The sequence below is a fragment of the Rhodococcus sp. 14-2483-1-2 genome (genome assembly GCF_002259405.1).
Lineage (GTDB): Bacteria > Actinomycetota > Actinomycetes > Mycobacteriales > Mycobacteriaceae > Rhodococcoides.
The window spans coordinates 716,105-732,693 of the sequence record NZ_NPFW01000022.1 but is presented as its reverse complement, the minus strand read 5'-3'; the positions used below and the strand labels follow the sequence as shown (position 1 = coordinate 732,693).

At 65.4% G+C, this 16,589-nt stretch carries 17 protein-coding genes; 8 read left to right on the top strand and 9 right to left on the bottom strand.

Annotation, left to right across the window (positions count from 1 at the left end):
• Positions 1-22: 22 nt before the first annotated feature.
• Positions 23-754, bottom strand: coding sequence for an IclR family transcriptional regulator (locus CH295_RS24440; protein ID WP_037189727.1), 732 nt, complete (start codon positions 752-754; stop codon positions 23-25).
• A gap of 149 nt (positions 755-903) precedes the next feature.
• On the opposite strand from CH295_RS24440, the gene leuC reads away from it, so the two are divergent.
• The 3 genes from leuC to CH295_RS24425 all read left to right on the top strand — a co-directional run bounded on the left by leuC (position 904) and on the right by CH295_RS24425 (position 3,830).
• Positions 904-2,328, top strand: coding sequence for a 3-isopropylmalate dehydratase large subunit (leuC, locus tag CH295_RS24435; protein ID WP_037189725.1), 1,425 nt, complete (start codon positions 904-906; stop codon positions 2,326-2,328).
• A gap of 45 nt (positions 2,329-2,373) precedes the next feature.
• Positions 2,374-2,991, top strand: coding sequence for a 3-isopropylmalate dehydratase small subunit (gene leuD / locus CH295_RS24430; RefSeq protein WP_037189724.1), 618 nt, complete (start codon positions 2,374-2,376; stop codon positions 2,989-2,991).
• A gap of 149 nt (positions 2,992-3,140) precedes the next feature.
• Entirely contained in the window at positions 3,141-3,830 is a 690-nt protein-coding gene (locus CH295_RS24425) for an HU family DNA-binding protein (RefSeq protein WP_037189723.1), read from the top strand.
• A 128-nt stretch (positions 3,831-3,958) separates the two neighbouring features.
• Here CH295_RS24425 and CH295_RS24420 read toward each other — a convergent pair whose 3' ends face one another.
• From CH295_RS24420 to cofC, 3 genes are all read right to left on the bottom strand, one after another.
• On the bottom strand, positions 3,959-4,894 hold the full coding sequence (locus CH295_RS24420) for an NUDIX hydrolase (RefSeq protein WP_094716554.1): 936 nt from the start codon (positions 4,892-4,894) through the stop codon (positions 3,959-3,961).
• Positions 4,894-7,014, bottom strand: a complete 2,121-nt coding sequence (locus CH295_RS24415) for an RNA degradosome polyphosphate kinase (RefSeq protein ID WP_230596244.1) — start codon at positions 7,012-7,014, stop codon at positions 4,894-4,896. Before CH295_RS24415 ends, CH295_RS24420 begins: the two co-directional genes overlap by 1 nt.
• Before the next feature lie 194 nt (positions 7,015-7,208).
• Positions 7,209-7,973: a 2-phospho-L-lactate guanylyltransferase gene (gene cofC, locus CH295_RS24410; RefSeq protein WP_373453577.1), complete on the bottom strand. Its 765-nt coding sequence runs from the start codon at positions 7,971-7,973 to the stop codon at positions 7,209-7,211.
• Between the two features lie 102 nt (positions 7,974-8,075).
• On the opposite strand from cofC, the gene CH295_RS24405 reads away from it, so the two are divergent.
• On the top strand, positions 8,076-9,074 hold the full coding sequence (locus tag CH295_RS24405) for an NAD(P)H-dependent glycerol-3-phosphate dehydrogenase (RefSeq protein ID WP_037189714.1): 999 nt from the start codon (positions 8,076-8,078) through the stop codon (positions 9,072-9,074).
• Positions 9,075-9,147: 73 nt separating this feature from the next.
• Entirely contained in the window at positions 9,148-10,254 is a 1,107-nt protein-coding gene (locus tag CH295_RS24400) for a D-alanine--D-alanine ligase family protein (protein WP_094742099.1), read from the top strand.
• An 18-nt stretch (positions 10,255-10,272) separates the two neighbouring features.
• Here CH295_RS24400 and CH295_RS24395 read toward each other — a convergent pair whose 3' ends face one another.
• The gene (locus CH295_RS24395) at positions 10,273-10,878 is read right to left on the bottom strand and encodes a DUF3515 domain-containing protein (RefSeq protein WP_094742098.1); all 606 of its coding nucleotides are present in this window, start codon (positions 10,876-10,878) and stop codon (positions 10,273-10,275) included.
• A 3-nt stretch (positions 10,879-10,881) separates the two neighbouring features.
• Entirely contained in the window at positions 10,882-11,130 is a 249-nt protein-coding gene (locus tag CH295_RS24390; RefSeq protein WP_037189711.1) for an Lrp/AsnC ligand binding domain-containing protein, read from the bottom strand.
• A 245-nt stretch (positions 11,131-11,375) separates the two neighbouring features.
• On the opposite strand from CH295_RS24390, the gene CH295_RS24385 reads away from it, so the two are divergent.
• From CH295_RS24385 to CH295_RS24375, 3 genes are read left to right on the top strand one after another with little or no spacing between them, the layout of a single operon-like run.
• Positions 11,376-12,311, top strand: coding sequence for a thiamine-phosphate kinase (locus tag CH295_RS24385; RefSeq protein ID WP_502694532.1), 936 nt, complete (start codon positions 11,376-11,378; stop codon positions 12,309-12,311).
• A 38-nt stretch (positions 12,312-12,349) separates the two neighbouring features.
• Entirely contained in the window at positions 12,350-12,874 is a 525-nt protein-coding gene (locus CH295_RS24380; protein WP_032397774.1) for a gamma carbonic anhydrase family protein, read from the top strand.
• Positions 12,871-13,563: a uracil-DNA glycosylase gene (locus CH295_RS24375; protein ID WP_094742096.1), complete on the top strand. Its 693-nt coding sequence runs from the start codon at positions 12,871-12,873 to the stop codon at positions 13,561-13,563. The genes CH295_RS24380 and CH295_RS24375 overlap by 4 nt, the downstream gene beginning before the upstream one ends.
• A gap of 5 nt (positions 13,564-13,568) precedes the next feature.
• On the opposite strand, the gene CH295_RS24370 is transcribed toward CH295_RS24375, so the two are convergent.
• The 3 genes from CH295_RS24370 to CH295_RS24360 all read right to left on the bottom strand — a co-directional run bounded on the left by CH295_RS24370 (position 13,569) and on the right by CH295_RS24360 (position 16,545).
• Positions 13,569-14,363 carry an enoyl-CoA hydratase/isomerase family protein gene (locus CH295_RS24370; protein ID WP_082323593.1) on the bottom strand — a complete coding sequence of 265 codons (795 nt, stop codon included), beginning with the start codon at positions 14,361-14,363 and terminating at the stop codon, positions 13,569-13,571.
• Between the two features lie 83 nt (positions 14,364-14,446).
• Complete coding sequence (locus CH295_RS24365; RefSeq protein WP_252342159.1) at positions 14,447-15,841, bottom strand: sensor histidine kinase; 1,395 nt, start codon at positions 15,839-15,841, stop codon at positions 14,447-14,449.
• Positions 15,841-16,545: a response regulator transcription factor gene (locus CH295_RS24360; RefSeq protein WP_094634199.1), complete on the bottom strand. Its 705-nt coding sequence runs from the start codon at positions 16,543-16,545 to the stop codon at positions 15,841-15,843. Before CH295_RS24360 ends, CH295_RS24365 begins: the two co-directional genes overlap by 1 nt.
• Positions 16,546-16,589: the final 44 nt, after the last annotated feature.

Here is a 16,589-nt window from a genome sequence, read left to right as displayed (position 1 = left end):
GGCCGACGGGGCCTGCATGCTTCTATCGGAGTCGCTTGTTCAGTGCGTCCGCGGCCGCCAGGAGATCCGCGGCCCAGCGCGCTCCTGGCTTGCGTCCGATTCGATCGATGGGTCCGGATACCGAGATCGCCGCCACCACAGTGTCGTTGCTGTCTCGAACCGGCGCTGCGACGCTCGCGACGCCCGGTTCACGCTCGCCGGCACTCTGTGCCCATCCGCGCCGCCGAACTTCGAGGAGAACACGCTCACCGAATTCTGCATCGGGCAGAACTGTTCGTTGAGTCTGCGAATCTGCCCATGCGAGAAGCACTTTGGCACCCGATCCGGCCGTCATCGGAAGGCGTGCGCCGACGAGCACGGTGTCGCGAAGTCCGGTCGGCGGCTCCATGGACGCCACGCACACCCGCACCGTCCCTTCCCGCCGATAGATCTGCACGCTCTCACCGGTGATTTCGCGCAGGCGTGGGAGTACCGAGGCGGCGGCATCGAGCAGGGCGTCCGATGCGCTCGCCGCAAGCTCTCCCAGCCCCGGCCCCGTCCGCCACAGGCCGTCGGCATCTCGTACGAGTAGTCGGTGGGTCTCCAGGCCCACCGCGAGCCGGTGGGCCGTGGCCCGGGGCAGGCTCGTTCGCGCGCACAGATCGTTGAGATTGCAGGGCTTCTCGGCCACCGCGTGCAGCACGGTCATCGCCTTGTCGAGGACCCCGATACCGCTCGATTTGTCGACGAGGCCATTCGGGCTATGCTGTCTCATAGAACGATATTAGCCTCCCGAATGCTGAGATTGCACAACTACGAGATCTTCAGTGCGCGTCAGGGGCATGATGTCGAGACGATCACGCGAGGTGGGCCAGCCCGTTCATCGGCGCGACGACGACAGGGAAGACGAGGTCCGCGACAGCGATGTCCGAAACACCGAAGACTTTGGCGGAGAAGGTATGGGACCAGCACGTGGTGGTCCGAGGCGGCGGAGAAGGCGGAGCGCGTGAGCCGGACCTGATCTACATCGATCTCCATCTGGTGCACGAGGTCACGAGCCCGCAGGCGTTCGACGGCCTTCGGCTGGCCGGCCGCGGACTCCGGCGTCCCGATCTCACGATCGCGACCGAGGACCACAACGTCCCGACGGCAGACATCTTCGCGCCCATCGCAGATCTGGTCTCGCGCACACAGGTCGACACTCTTCGACGCAACTGCGAGGAATTCGGCGTTCGGCTCTACCCGATGGGCGATCTCGATCAGGGCATCGTGCACATCATCGGGCCACAGTTGGGTCTGACCCAGCCCGGCATGACCGTGGTGTGCGGAGACAGTCACACCTCGACGCACGGTGCCTTCGGCTCGATCGCGATGGGCATCGGTACCAGCGAGGTCGAGCACGTCATGGCCACGCAGACCTTGTCGCTGCGTCCCTTCAAGACGATGGCGATCAACGTCGACGGTGAGCTCGCCCCCGGTGTGACGAGCAAGGACCTGATCCTTGCTGTCATTGCACAGATCGGCACCGGCGGCGGCCAGGGCTACGTCCTCGAGTACCGCGGTGAGGCCATTCGCAAGCTGTCGATGGAGGCGCGAATGACCATCTGCAACATGTCGATCGAGGCCGGTGCGCGGGCAGGCATGATTGCTCCCGACGAGATCACCTACGAATACCTGAAGGGGCGTCCGCACGCTCCCAGCGGTGCCGACTGGGACGCGGCGGTGGCGGCGTGGGACGAACTGGCGACCGATCCGGATGCGGTGTTCGACAACGAGGTCCACATCGATGCCGATACGTTGACGCCGTTCGTCACGTGGGGAACGAATCCGGGTCAGGGTGCGCCACTGGGCGATACGGTGCCCGATCCCGAGGCGATGGTCGACGAGAGCGAGCGGGCCGCCGCGCAGAAGGCTTTGCAGTACATGGGCCTGGAAGCAGGCACACCCATCCGCGAGATCGCCGTCGACACCGTGTTCGTGGGCTCGTGCACCAACGGTCGAATCGAGGATCTGCGGGCCGTCGCGTCCGTTCTCGAAGGGCACCGGGTTGCCGACGGAGTGCGAATGCTGGTGGTACCCGGGTCCATGCGGGTGCGGGCGCAGGCCGAAGAAGAGGGCCTCGGTGAGATATTCACGGCCGCAGGAGCGGAGTGGCGTCAGGCCGGCTGCTCGATGTGCCTGGGAATGAATCCGGATCAATTGGCGGCGGGCGAGCGATCGGCGTCGACATCCAACAGGAATTTCGAGGGTAGGCAGGGTAAGGGTGGTCGCACCCATCTCGTGTCACCGTTGGTTGCGGCGGCAACTGCAATCCGCGGAACCCTGTCCTCTCCGGCCGATCTCGCGTAACGCGCGTATTCGCTCGGATCGATCGAACGCATAGGAGCACATTCGATGGAAGCTTTCACTCGACACACCGGTATCGGAGTTCCGCTTCGGCGGTCCAACGTCGACACCGACCAGATAATCCCCGCGGTCTACCTCAAGCGCGTCACGCGTACCGGATTCGAGGACGGGTTGTTCGCGGCCTGGCGCTCGGACCCGAACTTCATCTTGAACCTCGAGCCCTACGACCGAGGCTCGGTGCTCGTTGCCGGGCCCGATTTCGGTACGGGATCGTCACGCGAACATGCCGTCTGGGCACTCTCGGACTTCGGATTTCGGGTTGTGATCGCTTCCCGTTTCGCCGATATCTTTCGCGGAAACTCGGGCAAAGCCGGGCTGCTGGCCGCCGAAGTCGATCAGTCGGACGTCGAATTACTGTGGAAAGCCTTAGAAGAACAGCCCGGTCTGGAAATAATTGTCGACCTCGTCGACAAGACCGTAACGGCTGGAACGTTGGTGGTGCGCTTCGCGATTGACGACTACACGCGGTGGCGTCTGCTGGAGGGTCTGGACGACATCGGATTGACATTACGCCAGGTAGAGGCCATTACGGAGTACGAAAAGTCAAGGCCTTCATACAAACCCCTGACCCTCCCGGCGCGGATCGAGACACCCGCCGAAAGCTGACCGGGCACCGGTCCGACACGCTTTGCGGCCGTGAATCATTGCGCGACACCAGAATGAAAATTGGCGTGGCGCATAGACTCTTGACGACTTGGGGTTTACCGTTGTAGTAGTCGGTCCGACGATGGACCACCATATAGCGGAGGAAATCCATGAACAAGGCAGAGCTGATTGACGCCCTGACCGAGAAGTTGGGGTCTGATAGGCGGAGCGCCACAGAGGCTGTCGAGAACATCGTCGACACCATCGTGCGCGCAGTACACCGCGGCGAGAGTGTCACGATCACGGGCTTCGGCGTGTTCGAGCAGCGTCGTCGCGCAGCGCGCGTCGCCCGTAACCCCCGCACCGGTGAGACCGTTCGCGTGAAGCCGACCAACGTTCCGGCATTCCGTCCGGGTGCACAGTTCAAGGCCGTCATCGCGGGCGGACAGAAGTTGCCCGCCACCGGTCCTGCCGTCAAGCGCGGTTCGGCTGCGGCTCCGGCCAAGAAGACTGCGGCTGCGAAGAAGACGGCTGCGAAGAAGGCGGCCGTGAAGACGACCGCCCGCAAGGCAACCACTGCTGCCGCCAAGAAGGCAGCACCGGCGAAGACCACGGCTCGCAAGGCTGCGGCTCCCGCGAAGACCGCTGCGAAGAAGGCAGCTCCCGCGAAGACCACCGCACGCAAGACCGTTGCGAAGAAGGCTCCGGCCAAGACGACCGCGCGCAAGGCGGCAACGACTGCTGCTCCCGCCAAGAAGGCTCCGGCGAAGACAGCGGCCAAGAAGACCGTAGCGAAGAAGGCTCCGGCCAAGAAGGCTCCGGCGAAGAAGGCTCCCGCGAAGCGCGCAGCAAAGAAGTAGAGCCTGCAGGTCTCACTCGTGAGGCGCAGCCGCTGATGCGGCTGCGTGAGTGTGGCAGTGTGGACAAGGCAGAAGGCCCCCGACTCGAAGAGCGAGTCGGGGGCCTTCCGTCGTTCGTGTTGCGTTGCTCAGCCGTCGGCGGCGAGGGTGGGCAATGGACTGGCGATGTGGTCGGCAGCGATGAGCCTGCCGTCGCGGCGCGAGAGGACCCAAATGCTGCCCTTGCGATTTCTGTTGGCAGGCAACGTTATTCCGTCCTTCTCGGCCCACCATCGCATCAGGTCGGGGATCACCTTTCCCTGGCTGCAGATCACGGGGGTGCCGGGTAGTTCGGCGATGTCGCGAGCGCGGTGGCGCCCCTTACGTGGGTCGTCGGCGTACCCCTCCTCGGACAGGAGGTGCTCGGGAGTGATGTCCACCCCCAACGATTCCGCGAACGGAGCGACTGTCTGGACGCATCGAGCGCGGTCGGCGGCGTACACGGAATCACCGCCGAAGGCCCGAAGCAACGAGACCAAGGATTCGGCCTGACGTCGTCCGGTTCTGTCGAGTGGACGGTCGACGTCGTTGCCCTTGAACCGTGAGCGCGACCCGGCGCTGCCGTGCCGAACCAGCAACACCGTGGAGGTGTCGGCAGGCTTGGCCACGAACCGGCGAAGGATCTTGTGGTCCATGGGATACGAGAGCTCGCGGCCGACGTCCTCCGGAGTCACCCAGCGCAGTTCGTCCACCTCGACATTGGGAACGAACTCGCCCCCGGTGACCTCGGCCGCCCAGTACAGCACCTTCTTGACCCGGCGGTGCCCCGGGATCGGATAGGTGACGTAGGACAGCGACCGTCCGAGTCGCGAGTCGAATCCGGTCTCCTCCTTGACCTCTCGGACCGCGGCGTCGACAGCTGTCTCACCGGGATCGAGCTTTCCCTTGGGGAACGACCAGTCGTCGTACTTGGGCCTGTGCACCAAGGCGACCTCGACGCCGGGGTCGCCGCTCGGTGAACGTCGCCACAGGATCGAGCCCGCCGCGAAGATGTTGGCGCGGGGAGAGCCGTCGGAAGTGCCCATCAGGACGCCTGATTCCTCCGACTGCGCATCAGGTCCACCTGATGCTCACGAACTTTCTCACCTCGAGCCGGTGACGCGACCCAGCCGCCGTCCGGTCCCAGCTCCCAGCATCGAGTGGTGGGGTCGAGGGCAGAATCGAAGATGTCGCTCAGCTGGTTCGCCAGTCGCGGATCCTTGACCTGAGCCATCACCTCGACTCGGCGATCGAGGTTGCGGTGCATCATGTCTGCGCTGCCGATCCAGAACTCGTCCGCACCCTGGAAGTGCAGAACTCGCGAGTGTTCGAGGAATCGGCCGAGGATGGAACGAACTTCGATGTTCTCCGACAGGCCGGGAACTCCTGGCTTGAGTGCACAGATTCCGCGCACCACCACCTTCACCGGAACTCCTGCCATCGATGCTCGGTAGAGCGCGTCGATGACCTGCTCGTCGACCAAGGCGTTGGCCTTGAGACGAATTCCGGCCGCGCGGCCTTCCTTGAGGTGTTCGACCTCCGCCTCGATGCGCTCGACGATGCCGCGCCGCACCCCGTACGGTGCGACGAGGAGGTTGCGGTACTTGGACTTTCGCGAATATCCGGTCAGTGAGTTGAACAGATCGGTGAGGTCGGCCCCGATTTCGGGCGACGACGTCAACAAGCCCACGTCCTCGTAGATTCGCGCTGTCTTGGGGTTGTAGTTGCCGGTACCGATGTGGCAGTACCGGCGAATGACGGATCCTTCTCGGCGCACGACCAGGCAGGTCTTGCAGTGCGTCTTGAGGCCGACGAGGCCGTACACCACGTGGACGCCCGCCTTTTCGAGCTTGCGTGCCCACTCGATGTTGGCCTGTTCGTCGAAACGCGCCTTGATCTCGACCAGTGCAACGACCTGCTTGCCCGCTCCGGCGGCGTCGACGAGCGCGTTGACGATCGGGGAATCGCCCGAGGTCCGATAGAGCGTCTGCTTGATGGCGAGCACCTGCGGATCGGCCGCCGCCTGTTCGATGAAGCGTTGAACGCTGGTGGAGAACGAATCGTAGGGATGATGTACCAGCACGTCGCCGTCGCGCAGGGTGGAGAAGACGCTCTTGGGGGTCTCGCGCTCACCGAATGCCGGGTGGGTGGCCGGGACGAAGGGGGCATCCTTGAGGTTGGGGCGGTCGACGCTGTAGACCTGCCACAGGCACGACAGGTCGAGCAGTCCGGGGACCTGAATGACGTCGCCTGGATCGACATCGAGTTCGCGAAGCAGCAATTCGAGCATGTGCTCGGTCATGTCGTCGGCGATCTCGAGGCGGACCGGCGAGCCGAAGCGCCTGCGCGCGAGCTCACGCTCCAGTGCCTGCAGGAGGTCCTCGTCTCGGTCCTCCTCGACCTCGAAATCGGCGTTGCGCGTGATGCGGAACGCGTGAGACTCGACGACCTCCATCCCGGGGAAGAGGACGTCGAGGTGAGCCGAGATCAATTCCTCCATCGAGAGGAAGGCATCGATGCGGTGATTGCCGTCGCCGCGCTTGACCCGTACGAAGCGATCCACATTGTCGGGAACCTTCACGCGGGCGAAGTGCTCACCGGTCGTCGAGTAATCCTTCACTGTCACAGCGAGATTCAAGCTCAGGCCACTGATGTACGGGAAGGGGTGGGCCGGGTCGACGGCCAGCGGCGTGAGAACCGGAAAGACCTGCTCGGTGAAATACTCCGACAGCCGCGTGCGCTCGTCGCTGTCCAGGTCGGACCACCGGATGATCGCGATGCCCTCGGCGGTGAGCTCGGGCAGGATCGAATCGAGCAGCACACGCGCATGTTTGAGCGCGAGCTCCTGGGTGCGTTGCCCGATCACGGCGAGCTGCTCGCGCGGAGTCATACCGTCGGCGGAGCGAACCGACAGACCGGTTTCGTCACGACGCTTGAGGCCGGCAACTCGAACCATGTAGAACTCGTCGAGGTTGGATGCGTAGATGGCGAGGAACTTCGCCCGTTCGAGCAAGGGGAGCGACGAGTCCTCCGCCAGCGCGAGAACTCGCGAGTTGAAGTCGAGCCAGCTCAATTCCCGGTTGAGATAGCGATTTTCGGGGAGCACGGTGGCAGCGTCCACGGATTCCGGCGTGGCAGCCGGTAGAGCGGAGGGAATGCTCGGCATCGTCGCCGCGATCGGAGCGCTCCATGCCGGCTCCGCACCGGTGGCCTTTCCGGTCTCGATCGGCGGATCCTGGTTCGCGGGCTGCACGTCGTCTTTGCTCACCGCACGATCATCCCCCATACCCGGCGTGGGTGAAACTCCGATGGCCGAACTCACCGCCGGTGTTCACTCGACTGCCGCGGCGGTCCGCACGCTCACGCAGTCGTCGCAGATGCTTCGTCACTCCAGCCGAGCGAGTGGAGGACGGCCGCCGTCGCCGGTCCGACCCCCAGACGGTGCGCTCTACGGACGTCGTCGGCGGTGTCCACGTCCAGTCGAAGACCCGGCCACGTGCCGTCGAGTTCCCGTGCGCCCGACTCGGTGTGGCGGTGTGCGGAGTCTCTGCCGAACAGTGGAGCCAGCTCGTCGGGGGAGTCCTTGAGGATCAGGGCAGCGGTCCCCGTGCCGTGATGATCGACCACGAGTGATCTGCCTCCCCGGCGGGCACCGGTGTAGGCCTGGGCGAGTTCCACCGAACGCATCGCCGGAAGGTCTGCTTGCAACGCGATGATGTCGACTCGGTCTGCGGCAACGGTCGAGCCCCCACGACCGTCCGCGCCGACGTGACCGTGTCGCAGTACGTGCGCCGCGGCGGAGAACGCGTGATTGAGGCGTTCGTCCGGTGGCAGCGCAGGATCGCGGACCGGTTCGTCGAACACCCGTGCACCGATTCTGCGGGCGGTCTCCGCGACGAGAGGATCAGGGGTGACCACCGTGACCGAATCGACCACCGACACCGCGTCTGCGGCCGCCACGGTGTCGCTGAGCATGGCGAGCACCAATCGTGTCCGGTCGGGTGGCGAGAACTCCGCCGCCAGGCGCGACTTCGCCGCGGTGAGATCCTTCACCGCGATGAGAACCCTGACGACGCGGTCGCCGTCGCCGTCTCGTGATGCACCCATGGTGCTCGATCCTGCCAGCGTCACGGATCTGTGCCGACTCCGACCGCCCGAGCAGGTCTGCGAGTTAGGGTGATGCGCGCGTGGACAGGGCATCGGCGAAGTAGGCGAGGGGTTGGCGGAATGAGCAGAGCAGCGGTATTGGGGTCGGGTTCGTGGGGGACCGCATTCGCCAAGGTGTTGGCCGATGCGGGAACGGACGTCACCATGTGGGCCCGCCGCGAGGAACTCGCTGCATCCATCACCGACGACCACGAGAACAAGGATTATCTGTCGGGAATCGAGCTGCCGTCGTCGATTCGCGCGACGAGTGATCCCGTCCGTGCACTCGACGGAGCCGACATCGTGGTGCTGGCCGTGCCGTCGCAGAGTCTGCGGGCCAATCTGGGGGCGTGGACCGATTCGATTCCGCCGCACGCGACCCTGCTCTCCCTGGCGAAGGGAATCGAGACCGGAACGCTCATGCGGATGAGCCAGGTGATCTCTCAGGTCACCGGTGCGGACCCCAGCCGGGTCGCGTGCCTGTCCGGGCCGAATCTTGCGCGCCCCATAGCCGAGGGACAGCCCGCCGCGACCGTCATCGCGTGCTCCGACTCCCAGCGTGCCCTCGAGATTCAGAAGTCCTGCGCCACCGGATATTTCAGGCCGTACACCAACAGTGATGTCATCGGTGCCGAGATCGGTGGTGCCTGCAAGAACGTCATCGCCCTCGCCTGCGGGATGGCCGCAGGCGTCGGATACGGCGAGAACACCCTCGCGTCGATCATGACCAGGGGTCTGGCCGAGATCATCCGTCTCGGAGTAGCGCTCGGTGCCAAACCGTCGACGCTGTCGGGCCTGGCAGGCGTGGGAGATCTGGTCGCCACCTGCTCGTCACCTCTCTCGCGCAATCGCACGTTCGGAGAACGACTGGGTTCGGGTGGCTCCCTCGAGAGTGCGCAGGAAGCGGCGCACGGGCAGGTTGCCGAGGGCGTCAAGTCCTGTACCTCGGTCCGGGCGCTCGCCGAGAGTTACGACGTCGAGATGCCGCTGACCGACGCGGTCCATCGGGTGTGTCACGGCGGCATGTCCGTTCCGGATGCAGTCGGGCACCTGCTGGGACGTCGCATCAAGCCCGAGTGAGGCAGTGATCGGGGTCTCGCGACGAACAGGGCGAATCCGCGTTCGATGAGCCGCGGCGGTACGGTTTCTCATCGTGAGTACTCCCCGCATCAAAGTTGCCGTCGTCTTCGGTGGACGCAGCAGCGAGCACGCTGTGTCCTGTGTATCGGCAGGTAGCGTGCTGCAGAACCTCGATCCGGCCAAGTACGAGGTGGTTCCCGTGGGAATCACCGCGGACGGTGCTTGGGTACTCGGTTCCTCCGACATCGACGCGCTGACGATTCACGACCGGGTGCTTCCGACCGTGGACAAGACCGGCGCATCGCTAGCTCTCAGCACGGACCCGGGTCACGCCGGCGCTCTGCTCGCCCTCGGCGAAGGGGAAGGCGGGACGGTGCTCGCATCCGTCGACGTCGTGTTCCCGGTTCTGCACGGACCGTACGGCGAGGACGGCACCCTGCAGGGTCTGCTCGAATTGGCAGGCGTTCCGTACGTCGGGCCGGGCGTGCTGGCCAGCGCCGCGGGGATGGACAAGGAATTCACCAAGAAGCTGCTCGGAGCCGAGGGACTGCCGATCGGTCGCCAGGTGGTACTCCGGCGCGCGGTCGACGACCTGACGGCTGCCGAGCGTGACCGAATCGGTCTGCCCGCATTCGTCAAACCGGCCCGAGGCGGGTCGTCCATCGGAATCTCGCGCATCACCGAATGGGACCAACTCCCCACCGCGATCGCCGTCGCACGCGAACACGACCCCAAGGTGATCGTCGAGGGCATGATCCACGGCCGCGAGGTCGAGTGCGGGGTACTGGAGTTTCCCGACGGCACCGTGCGCGCGAGCGCCGTCGCCGAGATCCGAATTCCCGACGCGGACATCGACGATCACGCTTTCTACGACTTCGACACCAAGTACCTCGACGATGTCAGTGAGTTCGACATCCCGGCTGCCCTCGACGACGCCACGAGCGACCGCATTCGTGACCTCGCCGTCGCTGCCTTCCGTGCGTTGGACTGCCAGGGCCTGGCGCGGGTGGATTTCTTCGTCACCGAGAACGGTCCGGTCATCAACGAGATCAACACGATGCCCGGGTTCACCTCGATCTCGATGTACCCCAAGATGTGGGCGGAATCCGGCGTCGACTACCCGACGCTCATCGCCACCCTGATCGACACCGCTCTCGCCCGCGGTATCGGTCTGCGTTAGAGCTGTTGCGGCCCAGCGCTACTGCAGCGGAGCCGGGTCGAGAGGTTGCTGGGGCAGCGCGCCGGACACGGCCGAGGACGCGTCCTGCAACGGGGTGGGGCCCGAGTCGCCCGGAATCGTCAGGGCCACGTACACACCGCGATCGACGACGAACCATGTGCTGGCGTCGATCCCGTCGTCTTCCCCGGACACCTCGAACCACTGAACGTCGTCGATCACCTGCAGTGGTGCAGCCACATCGAACCCGATCGGCCGCGGCAGGCCGCAGCGCAACACGACCGGCTCGGCGTTCTCCTCGGCCGAGACCCATGCGCGGACTCCGACCGGTGCCGGATCGGCCAACTCGGCTCTGGTGTAGTCGCCGAGGTTGTCGGGCAGGGCGTCGAGCAGCGACGTGCACTGCGCACTCGCGGCATCGGGGGAGTCGACCGGGCCCAGAGCGACCGGATCGTGGACGGGCGAGCGGTTGACCGCGATGGCGGCAACCAGAACTCCGACGACCAGCGCGACCGGTAGGGCGATCGCGGTGGCGATGACCGCAGGATGGCGCTGCTCGCGAGTGCCCTCGGTCTCGGCGGGGCTGTTTTCGGTGCCGGCGTCGTTGCCGGTGTCGGGTGAATTCACGAGCTATCCGACGGACGTCGTCGACTGCGGGGCCACAGGGCAGGTGAGGGTGCGAGTGATGGCATCGACCTTCTGGATGCGGGAGACGATCTCGGCGATCTCGGCGTCGGAGGCACCGTCGGCGCGGGCTATCACGTCGTAGGGCCCGACCACTGCCTCCGCCGACACGACACCGTCGACGGCCTCGATCTGCTGTGCGACGGCCGTCGCTCGGCCGACCTCGGTCTGAACGAGAACGAATGCTTGCACCATCGGTGGTCCCTTTCCCCTGCCGGACTTCTCGACTGTAGGTTGAGTCGACTACGTTCTCTTCGCACGTAACCTGCTGCATCGGTACTGTCCCGACCGCCGCTAAAAGGTACCGCAGGCGCGGCGCGCGCTCCGCGTGAGACCGTCGCGCACGTACCGCGTTCTCAGAGAGGAACATCATCGACGACTCCGTCACCGACTCGGCCACCGGCAGCGAGCGCACCGTCGCGCAGGTCGGCGAATTCGACGTGATCGCCCGTGCGATCGCAGACCGTGTGCAGCCACCGTCGACCATCGTCGGGCCGGGCGACGACGCAGCCGTTGTCGCTGCGTCCGACGGTCGGATCGCGGCGTCCACCGATATGTTGGTGCACGGCAGGCACTTTCGACTCGACTGGTCGAGTCCGATACAGATCGGCCGTAAGGCGATCGCGCAGAACGGCGCTGACATCGCCGCAATGGGCGCGCAGTGCTCGGGCTTTCTCGTCTCTCTCGGATGTCCGGCCGACACGCCGGTGAGCGTGACCGACGGTCTCAACGAGGGCATGTGGCTCGAGGCAGTTGCTGCGGGGTCGGCCGTTGTCGGTGGCGATGTGGTGCAATCGCCGGAGCTGGTGATCTCGATCACCGCGCTCGGCGATCTTCAGGGCCGGGCCCCGGTTCTTCGATCGGGGGCGCGTGCCGGCAACGTGATCGCGTACGCGGGGCGGCTCGGCTGGTCGGCGGCCGGACTGGCACTACTGCTCGGTGACAGGGACACAACCGGCCACGACGTCGTGGTGGACGCGCACCGGGTGCCCGTCCCTCCGTATCGCGCCGGGATCGACGCCGCAGAGGCGGGTGCGACCTCGCTCACCGACGTCTCCGACGGGTTGTTGGCCGATCTCGGCCACATCGCCGACGCGTCGGGCGTTCTCCTGGACCTCGATCCGGATCTGCTGGAGATCCCCGTCGAACTGCGGTCGGCAGCAACGCTGGTGGGGCACGATCCGCTGGAGTGGGTACTCACCGGAGGCGAGGATCACGCGCTCGTCGGCACCTTCCCCGATGCCGCAGGCGTTCCTCGGGGATGGACGGTGATCGGCCGTGTCCAGCACGGCGGTGATGGACAGAGCCCGCGAGTGACGGTCGGTGGACGCGTTCACGAGGGTAGATCGGGATGGTCGAGTTTCGAGGGCGAGTGAACACGGGTCGGGTCCAACGAGTCGGCTAAGTTGCAGAGATGGCTATCTATGCACTCGGTGATCGTGAACCCGACATCCACCCCGACGCCTACGTTCATCCCGACGCCGTCGTCATCGGAGCGGTGACCCTGGCTGCCGGATCGTCGGTGTGGCCCACTGCGGTTCTGCGGGCCGACTACGGCACGATCTCGATCGGCGAGGGCACCAACGTGCAGGACGGAACCGTGGTGCACTGCACCCCGATCGACGCAACGGTCATCGGATCCGGATGCGTACTGGGCCACAACGCGCACGTCGAGGGTGCGACCATCGGGGACAACTGCCTCATCGCGTCGGGCTCGGTGGTGCTGAACGGTTCGAAGATCGGTGCCGGTTCGATCGTCGGTGCTGGCGCGGTTGTGCCGTTCAAGTTCGTCGTTCCCGAACGTTCCATGGCGCTCGGTGTGCCCGCGAAGATTCGCGAGGGCTACCAGGTTCCCGACGGCCATGTCGACATCAACGTGCAGATGTACTCGGCCAACGCCGCGTACTACCGCGACGCGCTGCGCCGGATCGATCGGTGACGCCCAAGCCGCTCGCCGATGCCGTCGAATCGGGATGGGCACGGGCCCTCGCGCCGGTCGAGTCGAATGTCGCTGCGATGGGCGACTTCCTGCGGGCCGAGCTCGCCGCAGGACGGCACTATCTGCCCGCGGGAGAAAACGTACTGCGGGCGTTTCGCTACCCCTTCGACGAGGTTCGAGTCCTCATCGTCGGCCAGGATCCGTACCCGACGCCGGGACACGCAGTGGGGCTGAGCTTCTCGGTTGCACCGGACGTGCGACCCGTCCCGCGGAGTCTGAACAACATCTTCAAGGAGTACTCGGACGACCTGGGTTTGCCCACGCCCAGCAGCGGTGATCTCACGCCCTGGTGCGACCGCGGCGTGATGCTGCTCAACAGGGTGCTGACCGTCGAGCCGGGTCAGGCGGCGTCGCACCGAAAGAAGGGGTGGGAAGCGGTGACGGAGCGGGCTATTCGGGCCCTGGTCGCCCGAGCGGAGACACCCGACGCGCCCGGACTTGTCGCCGTTCTGTGGGGACGCGACGCGGCAACCCTGAAGCCGATGCTCGGATCCGTGCCCTGCATCGAATCCGCTCATCCATCACCGCTGTCCGCCTCGCGCGGGTTCTTCGGATCCAAGCCCTTCACTCGTGTCAACGAGTTGTTGGTCGAGGGCGGAGACGAACCGATCGACTGGACCCTGCCCTGACCGGTTCAGGAGAAGTCGGGACGACGCTTCTCGACGAACGCGTCGACCCCTTCACGTCCGGCAGGTGACGACGCAGCTGCTGATATCGAGGCGGCTTCGGCGTCCAACTGCTCTGTCAGAGTTGTCGATTCAGACGTTCCGAGCAGTTTCTTGATTCCCTGGTACGCCGATGTCGGTCCGTTGGCGAGGGTTCGAGCCAGACGCTCGGCCTCGCTGTCCACGATGTCGTCGCCCACCAGCCGGCTGAGGATCCCGAGCCGAACGGCGTCCTCTCCGTTGATGATCGCGTCGTTGAGCAGGATGTCCATCGCGCGGCCCGAACCGACGATTCGGGGCAGTGTCCAGGACATTCCACCGTCCGGAGTGAATCCGATCGAGGGGTACGCGGGGCGCAGCTTGGTCGACGGTCCGCCGATGGCGACGTCGGTCAGACAGACCAGGCTCATGCCTGCACCGGCGGCCCAGCCGTGCACACCGGCGACGATCGGGACGCTGACCGTGGCGAGTTCGCGAACGAAGGCATGAAACGTGTCGGCGACGGAACCGACGAAGGCACTGCGATCGGCCGCGCCGGCGAAATCGCGCACGTTGCCGCCGGCGCAGAAGTTGGGTCCCCGTCCGATGAGCAGGACGCTTCCGATCGCGGTGCTGCCGGCATTGACGGAGCGTAGAGCCGAGGTGCCTGCGTCGATTCCCTCGAGGTCGAGGGAGGCACCACCGGCATCGGTGGCGACGACGATGCGCAGTACACCGTCCTCGATGCTGACCTTGCTGGAAATGTCTGCGTCCGAATAAGTCACGTTCGGGACTCTAACCGACGGTTCTGTTCCGCCGTGGGGCCGCCGTGCTCGGGCACGGATGCGGGAGTCAACTGTCGGAGCCGCTACCGGGGTCGGAGACGGGGCAGCCGGACGCTGAAGACCGTGGTCGAATCCACTCGGTCGGCAGTGATGGTGCCGCCGTGCAGGCGTACGTTCTCGGCGGCGAGGGACAGTCCGAGTCCGCTGCCTTCGCTGCGGCCGCGAGCGGTGTCCACCTTGTAGAACCGTCGGAAGATCGCGTGGTTGTCCTCCGGCGATATCCCTGGCCCGTGGTCCACCACTGTCACGTCCACCCACTCGGGACGAGCGCTCATCTCCACGCGTACCGGGGGCGCGCCGTGACGAAGTGCATTACCCACGAGGTTGGCGACCACCACGTCGATGCGTCGGGGATCCACGGTCGCGTCGATACTGTTTGGCCCTCGCAGTTCGACGCTTTCTGCCCATCCGCGGCGGGTCAGTGAGTGTCGGACCAGCTCGACGAGGTCGACGTCGTCGAGAACGAGGCGCGCCTGTTGTGCGTCGTGACGAGACATCTCGATGAGATCCTCGACGAGTCGAGCGAGCTTCCCGATCTCACCGCTGACTATCCGGGCGGCTGCTCCCGCATCGGCCGAGAGTTGGGGGATCTCCTCGCGGAGTATCTCTCCGACCGGAACCAGTGCTGCCAGTGGAGTTCTGAGCTCGTGGGAGACGTCGGCGACGAACCTGCGCGCCTGCTCTTCCGACTCCTCCAACCCGCGAATGACCGTCTCGTTTCTGGCGATCATGGTGTTGAAGGTCGTCGTCAGCTCGGCGAGTTCGGTCACGCCCTCCTCGGAGAGTCGAACACTCAGATCACCGTCGGCGGCGCGGGCAGCGGCCCGATCGAGGCGTCGCAGTGGACGCACCAGGGTCGAGGCGATCCACATTCCGAGCAGCCCACTGACCAGTACTCCGCCCGCCAGGGTGAGGGCCACGGCGCGCAGGAGATCGTCGAACTTGTCCTGCACGCCCTCGAGCGGCCGAATGGCGACGGCCGTGACCAGGGTTTCGTCGCCGTCCGGATCGGTCGCCTCGAAGACACGGACCGACATGGCGATCATGATCCGTTCGGAGTCGAGTCTGACGAAGCGGATGATTCCGCGACTGCCCACCCCGGCCAGAAAATCGGGGGAGAGCGTGGCCGGGTCGACGGATCCCCGTTGTACTTCGTCGTCGCCGACGAGCAACGTCATGTCGGACGGAAAGAACTGTTTCAGTTCGGATGAATTCGCTCGGGTCACCTGGGCCCCGTCGGCATCCTGGAGTTCGTCGCGGAACTGCGCAGTCGCCACGTCCTGCGCGTTGGAGTAGATCCACGAACGCGCCATGAACGACACCACACCGGCCGTTGCACCGGCGATGATCACGACGATGGTGATGAACACCAGGACCAGTCGAGTACGCAGGCCGTCGACTCGCAGCCGGGACGGCATCAACGAGCCGGGCCGGGATCGAATCGATATCCGAACCCACGCACCGTTTCGATGGTGGCCGGTGCAGCGGGATCGTCCTCGATTTTTCCGCGTAGTCTCTGGATCGCAGCATCGACGATTCGGGAGTCACCGAGGTAGTCCTGATCCCATGCTGCAGACAACAATTGGCCTCGGCTGAGCACGTGACCCACGTTCTCGGTCAGAGCGAGCAGGAGCCGAAGCTCGGTCGGCGTCAGCGTCAGCAGAGTTCCGCCCTTCCTCACCTGTAGTGACGAACGGTCGACGGTCACATCGCCGTACTGCTCGACGATCGCCGTTGCCGTTGGCGTCGCCGCGGGAGTCGTATCGGTCGATCGTCTGATCACAGCCTTGATGCGCGCGTCCAGGACTCGTGGGCTCGTGGGTTTGACGACGTAGTCGTCCGCACCGGCTTCCAGACCCGCAACGGTGTCGATGTCATCGGAGCGGGCTGTGAGGATGATGATCGGCACCGAACTCTGCGCGCGGATTCGTCGGCAGATCTCGAAGCCGTCGGCTCCGGGGAGGCCGAGGTCGAGCAGGACGATCTCGGCGGAGCCCAGCGCGTTGTCGAGATCACCGTTGCCGTCGGGGCGATGGTCGACTCGGTGACCGAGTCGGTTCAGCCCCAACGTCATTGCTTCGGCCACAGCCGGATCGTCCTCCACGAAGAGAATGTTCACCATGTCGAGGACCTCGTGTAGTAGGGGCAATCGCGGTCGGCCAAGGG